The following is a 204-nucleotide window of genomic DNA, read 5'->3' as shown; positions in this document are numbered from 1 at the left end:
GGATTGCGGCTTAAATCGCGAGCCACGTTCACCTTATCCACCAGTTCCTCAAACGGATAATTCTGATGTTCAAAAGCACCTAGCGTCGTCTCCTTGATTTCCTTCAAGTAGTCAAGGAACGTCTTATCGGCAGCCGGATAACTGCGGATGGCCAGGGTATTGACGAACATCCCGATCAGCGGCTGAACGTCGCTGTGATTTCTT

1 protein-coding gene is annotated in these 204 nt (G+C 50.0%); it reads right to left on the bottom strand.

All coding sequences use genetic code 11. The features are described from left to right. A partial coding sequence (locus tag ACL9RM_RS26855; RefSeq protein ID WP_414126738.1) for a condensation domain-containing protein occupies positions 1–204 on the bottom strand: 204 nt, incomplete at both ends.

The sequence above is a fragment of the Paenibacillus sp. S29 genome, from assembly GCF_049319765.1.
Lineage (GTDB): Bacteria > Bacillota > Bacilli > Paenibacillales > Paenibacillaceae > Paenibacillus > Paenibacillus polymyxa_B.
This window is presented reverse-complemented; position numbering and strand designations above follow the sequence as displayed.